This window comes from Streptomyces sp. NPDC006265, from assembly GCF_040613555.1.
Classification (GTDB): domain Bacteria; phylum Actinomycetota; class Actinomycetes; order Streptomycetales; family Streptomycetaceae; genus Streptomyces.
The window spans coordinates 1-5,022 of the sequence record NZ_JBEXSH010000691.1; the positions used below are offsets into that span (position 1 = coordinate 1).

3 protein-coding genes and 1 pseudogene are annotated in these 5,022 nt (G+C 69.0%); 1 reads left to right on the forward strand and 3 read right to left on the reverse strand.

The genetic code is table 11. The features are described from left to right. Positions 1-67 precede the first annotated feature (67 nt). Entirely contained in the window at positions 68-1,207 is a 1,140-nt protein-coding gene (locus ABZ281_RS37595) for a mechanosensitive ion channel domain-containing protein (protein WP_356662523.1), read from the reverse strand. Between the two features lie 98 nt (positions 1,208-1,305). Between ABZ281_RS37595 and ABZ281_RS37600 the strand changes: the two are divergent. Then, a pseudogene (locus ABZ281_RS37600) lies at positions 1,306-1,884 on the forward strand (dienelactone hydrolase family protein); the annotation flags it as partial. A gap of 4 nt (positions 1,885-1,888) precedes the next feature. On the opposite strand, the gene ABZ281_RS37605 reads toward ABZ281_RS37600, so the two are convergent. Continuing rightward, a complete protein-coding gene (locus tag ABZ281_RS37605; RefSeq protein WP_356662524.1) occupies positions 1,889-3,559 on the reverse strand; it encodes an alkaline phosphatase D family protein in 1,671 nt (556 codons plus the stop codon). Between the two features lie 610 nt (positions 3,560-4,169). Beyond that, a complete protein-coding gene (locus ABZ281_RS37610) occupies positions 4,170-4,544 on the reverse strand; it encodes a hypothetical protein (protein WP_356662525.1) in 375 nt (124 codons plus the stop codon). Positions 4,545-5,022: the final 478 nt, after the last annotated feature.

The window sequence follows — 5,022 nt, forward strand, 5'->3', positions numbered from 1 at the left end:
CACTTCAGCGGCGGACGGATTGCGGGCCCCCGGCGTGCGGGGGCCCTCAATCCGTCCGAGCGGGTGGTCAGCGCTCCGGCCGTCCCGAGCTGTGGTTGCCGTGGTAGCGGCGCTGCTGGGCCGGTACGGCCTCGTGGGGCGGGCGGTGACCGTTGCTGCCGGCAGACGGCGGAAGCACCGCGTCCGCCGTGTTGACCCGGGGCAGAGCGTAAGGGTGCTCGCGGGTCAGCCAGCGGATCATCTCCTCGCGGACCGTGACCCGCACCGTCCAGATGTCGTCCGCGTCCTTGCCCGTCGCCAGGGCCCGCACCTCCATGGTGCTCGGGGTGCTGTCCGTGACGCACAGGTTGTAGGCGCGGCCGTCCCAGGCCGGGCACTCGCGCAGGATGTCGCGCAGCCTCTCGCGCATCGCCTCCAGCGGCGCGGAGTGATCGAGGTGCCAGAAGACGGTGCCGGTCATCTGGGGGGTGCCGCGCGACCAGTTCTCGAACGGCTTGGACGTGAAATACGACACCGGCATGGTGATCCGCCGCTCGTCCCAGGTGCGGACGGTCAGGAACGTCAGCGTGATCTCCTCGACCGCGCCCCACTCGCCGTCCACCACCACCGTGTCCCCGATGCGAACCATGTCACCGAAGGCGATCTGGAAGCCCGCGAACATGTTGCTCAGCGTGGACTGGGCCGCGACACCGGCGACGATGCCCAGGATGCCGGCCGAGGCCAGCAGTGAGGCGCCCGCCGCCCGGAACGCCGGGAAGGTCAGCAGCATGCTGGCCGCGGCCACCACGCCGACGATCGCGGACAGCACCCGCATGATGAGCGTCACCTGGGTGCGCACCCGGCGGACCCGGGCCGGATCGCGGTGGGCCCGGGCACTGGCGTAGCGGCTGTAGGACGTCTCGACGATCGCCGCCGCGATGCGGTTCACCAGCCAGGCGGTCGACCCGATCAACACCAGTGTCAACGTCTGGCCGATGCTCTCACGGCGCTCCTCCAGCAGTTGCGCCTCGTCGTAGAACCCTCTCAGCAGGGCCGCGAAGAGGACGAGCTGGTACGGGATACGGCCACGGCGGAGCAGACCCCACAAGGGGGTTTCGTGATGCCGGGCGTCGGCCTTGCGCAGCAGGAAGTCGGTGGCCCAGCCGATCACCAGCGTGAGCACGACCGAGCCACCGACCACGATCAGCGGTCGTAGCAGGTTTTCCATGCCCCCGAACCTAACCGGCTCCCGGGGTGCATGAACATGTGACTTCCGCTGCGTCGTGGTTAGTGCCGTGATCTCGCGTCGTCACACCCGGCTGGCACCATGGCCTCATGAACATCATGCTCTTTCACTCGACCTTCGGGCTGCGGCCCGCGGTCCTCCAGGCCGCTGACCGGCTGCGTTCGGCGGGACACGAGGTGTGGACGCCCGACCTCTTCGAGGGTCGCACGTTCGAGTCGGTCGAGGAGGGCATGGGGCACAAGGAGAAGATCGGCAAGGAGGAGCTGCTGAAGCGGGCCGTGCTGGCCGCCGCTCCGTACTCCGAGCGGGGGCTGGTGTACGCCGGGTTCTCGCTCGGCGCCTCCATCGCCCAGACCCTCGCCCTAGGCGACGACAGGGCCCGCGGCCTGCTGCTCCTGCACGGCACGTCGGACATCGCGCCGGACGTCACGGCGGAGGACCTGCCGGTCCAGTTGCACGTGGCGGAGCCGGATCCCTTCGAGACGGACGACTGGCTCAGCGCCTGGTACCTCCAGATGGGCCGCACCGGTGCCGACGTCGAGGTGTACCGGTACGCCGGGGCCGGCCACCTCTACACCGACCCCGACCTGCCCGACTACGACGAGGAGGCCGCCGAGGCCACCTGGCGGGTGGCACTCGGCTTCCTCGAGACCCTCTAGGCGGTTACACCGGGTCGTAGACGCGCTCGACCTTCTGCGTGCCGCTGCGGGTGCGGTACGAGCGGGACCACTTGGCCGTCGCGTCGCGCTTCGCGCGGTCGGAGATGACGTAGAAGTCCATCTGCGCGCGCTCGGCCGTGATGTCCAGGACGCCGAAGCCGTGCCGGTCGGTGTCGACCCAGTGGACATGGCGGTTGGCGGCGCGGATGACGGGCGAGGCGACCGCCGAGACCGTGCCCTGAGGGACCTTGACCATGTCGTCGAGGTTGTCGGAGGTGACCGACGTGACGACGAACTCCGTGGCGGCCGACGGGGACAGCGGATACGTGCCGGCGTCCACCGGCACGTCGTTGGCCCAGGCCATGTGGATGTCGCCGGTGAGGAAGACGGTGTTGCGGATCGCGTTCGTCCGCAGGTGCGCCAGGATCTCGCGGCGGTCGTCGGTGTAGCCGTCCCACTGGTCGGTGTTGAGGGCGAGGCCCTCCTGCGGCAGGCCCAGCAGCTTGGCGAGGGGCTTGAGCAGGTCGGCCGAGAGCGAGCCGACGGCGAACGGCGAGATCATCACCGAGTTGCCGACCAGCCGCCAGGTGGTGTCGGACGACTTCAGTCCCGCCTTGAGCCAGTCCAGCTGGGCGCGGCCGGTGAGCGTGCGGTCCGGGTCGTCGACCTCGCCGTTGCCGACCTTGACCTGCTGCGAGCGGAAGGAGCGCAGGTCCAGCAGCGACAGGTCGGCCAGCTTGCCGAACCGCAGCCGGCGGTAGGTGGTGCCCGCGATCGCCGGGCGCACCGGCATCCACTCGAAGTAGGCCTGCTTCGCGGCGGCCTGACGGGCGGACCAGGCGCCTTCCGCACCCTCGGTGTGGTTCTCGGCACCGCCCGACCAGGCGTCGTTGGCGAACTCGTGGTCGTCCCAGATCGCGACGACCGGGGCCGTGGCGTGCAGCGCCTGGAGGTCCGGGTCGGTCTTGTAGCGCGCGTGGCGGACGCGGTAGTCGGCGAGGGTGATGATCTCGTGGGCCGGTGCGTGCGGGCGGACGACCTTGCCGCGGGTGCCGTACTCGCCGGTGCCGTACTCGTAGATGTAGTCGCCGAGGTGCAGCCAGGCGTCCAGGTCGCCGCGGGCCGCGAGGTGCCGATACGGGGAGAAGTAGCCGGCCTCCCAGTTGGCGCAGGAGACCACGCCGAAGCGCAGGCCGGTGACGGCGGCGTCGTGCGCGGGGGCGGTGCGGGTGCGTGCGGCGGGGGAGTCGGTGCCGCCGGCGGAGAAGCGGAACCAGTAGTCGGTGCCCGGCTCCAGACCGCGGATGTCGGCCTTCACGGTGTGGTCGGAGGCAGCCGTCGCGATGGTGGAGCCCTTGGCCACGACGGTGGTGAACGCCTTGTCGCGGGTGACGACCCAGCTCACCTCGGTGTCCGGGCCGGCTCCGGAGCCGGGTATCGCCTCCGGGACCGGAGTGACGCGGGTCCACAGCAGGATGCCGTCGGGCAGCGGGTCACCGGAGGCGACGCCGTGCAGGAAGGCGGGCGCCTGGTCGACGGCGCGCGCGGGCAGGGTCGCCGCCAACGGGCCGGCCAGGACAGCGGTCGCCGCCGCGGCCTTGACGACCGTACGGCGGCGCGGGGTAAGGGAGTTGAGGCCCTCTGACGTATTCGATGATCTGTGTCGACTGGTCACGGCGCATCAGGTTACTGATCGGTACGTCATGCGCGCGAGCGAACTCCCAAATATGCCCTTTGTGATGCCCGCTGCCCGCTGTGCGGGTGTCGGTGAGGGGGACCGGGTGGCGCATGCTCTCGTCGAGGTCGAACAGGGAGGGTTAGGCGCCCGGGTGGGGAACGCTCGCGCCGGATGATGATCCGGGTGCCGTCAGGGTGACGGTCCAGGTCGAGCATGCCGGTCAGCTCGGCGACCTCGGCTGAGCCGCGCAGGGATCCGTCCTGATCCAGGGCCGGGTGCCAGACCTGCTCGGGCGGGGACCGGATCGCGCGGCGGACCGGTTCGGTGACCGGATACCCGACAGAGAAGGAGGTGTGGAGGCCGCGGGTGCGCAGTGACCGCACGTGGGCCCGGAATCCAGTCGGCCCTGCCGGCTTCCGCCTTTCCGCGCCCCGCCCCGCAGTCGGTCGTCCCTTTGCAGCGGAGCGTGAAATGCGTCACGGTTCGCATTCGCCGTCCGGCGTAGCCCCCATCACAACAAAACGCCCCTCGGACCATTGAAGTAATTCCGAGGGGGCGTTTCAAGCAATCGCGGAACCGGCCGGATGTCAGCCGATTCGGACGCCGGTCAGCAGTGCTTCACCGTGCCCGACTTGAGAGCCAGGTGTCCGTTGTAGATCCATCCCTCGCTCACACGGGTCCACTGGTTACCGTATTGGTTGATGGTGTAGCACCAGGCGTTCAGGTCGTGGCCCGGCGCCATGCTCATCACCGCCGTGCACTTCGACGCGGGCTCCTTGTACGCCTTCGCTCCGCCCACGACCACGACAACCCCGTTGGATATGTTGCGCGCCGACACGTGATCGCAGGCTGCGGCAGCCGCCGTGCCCGCGCTCGCCACGTTCAGCGCGATGCCGCTCATGGTCAGCGCGGTCGCTCCCAGTACCGCCGCCAACTTCTTGTGGAATCCCATGTGCACCCCTCGTTTTCTTACCAAGGTCATCTTGCGAACCTTGATTCAACCGGCAGTCGATGGAGCCCACCACACGGTTTCCGGAAAATATCTGGCCGAAATGTTACCTGGCCGGAGCGCGATTTCCGCGCCGCCGTTCCCGCGGGGAAGCCGTCCTCGTCGCGGGCGATGGCGGCATCGATGGCGTCCTCGGTGGAGAACGGTGTCACGTGCGCTTTGCCGCGAACGGTGACAAGCTCGCCGTCTGTGACCACAACGCGGATGGAATGCGCGCAGTGGCGCGAATTGGTTGGCACCCCTGGATAGCGGACACATCGGGTGGCGAGGGGGCGTGTTTCATCAAGGCCTACGACGTAATGGAGAACCTCAACCTCAAGGTGGAGGGTGTCTCCAGGGCGGGGCCCAGGGGACTCGTAAGTGGAAATGGGAAGTGTACCGGGCGAGAAACGCGGGCGGGGCAAGAAGCAATGAAGGTGGGTGAGGTAATATGAGTTTGGGGGAGGGGTTA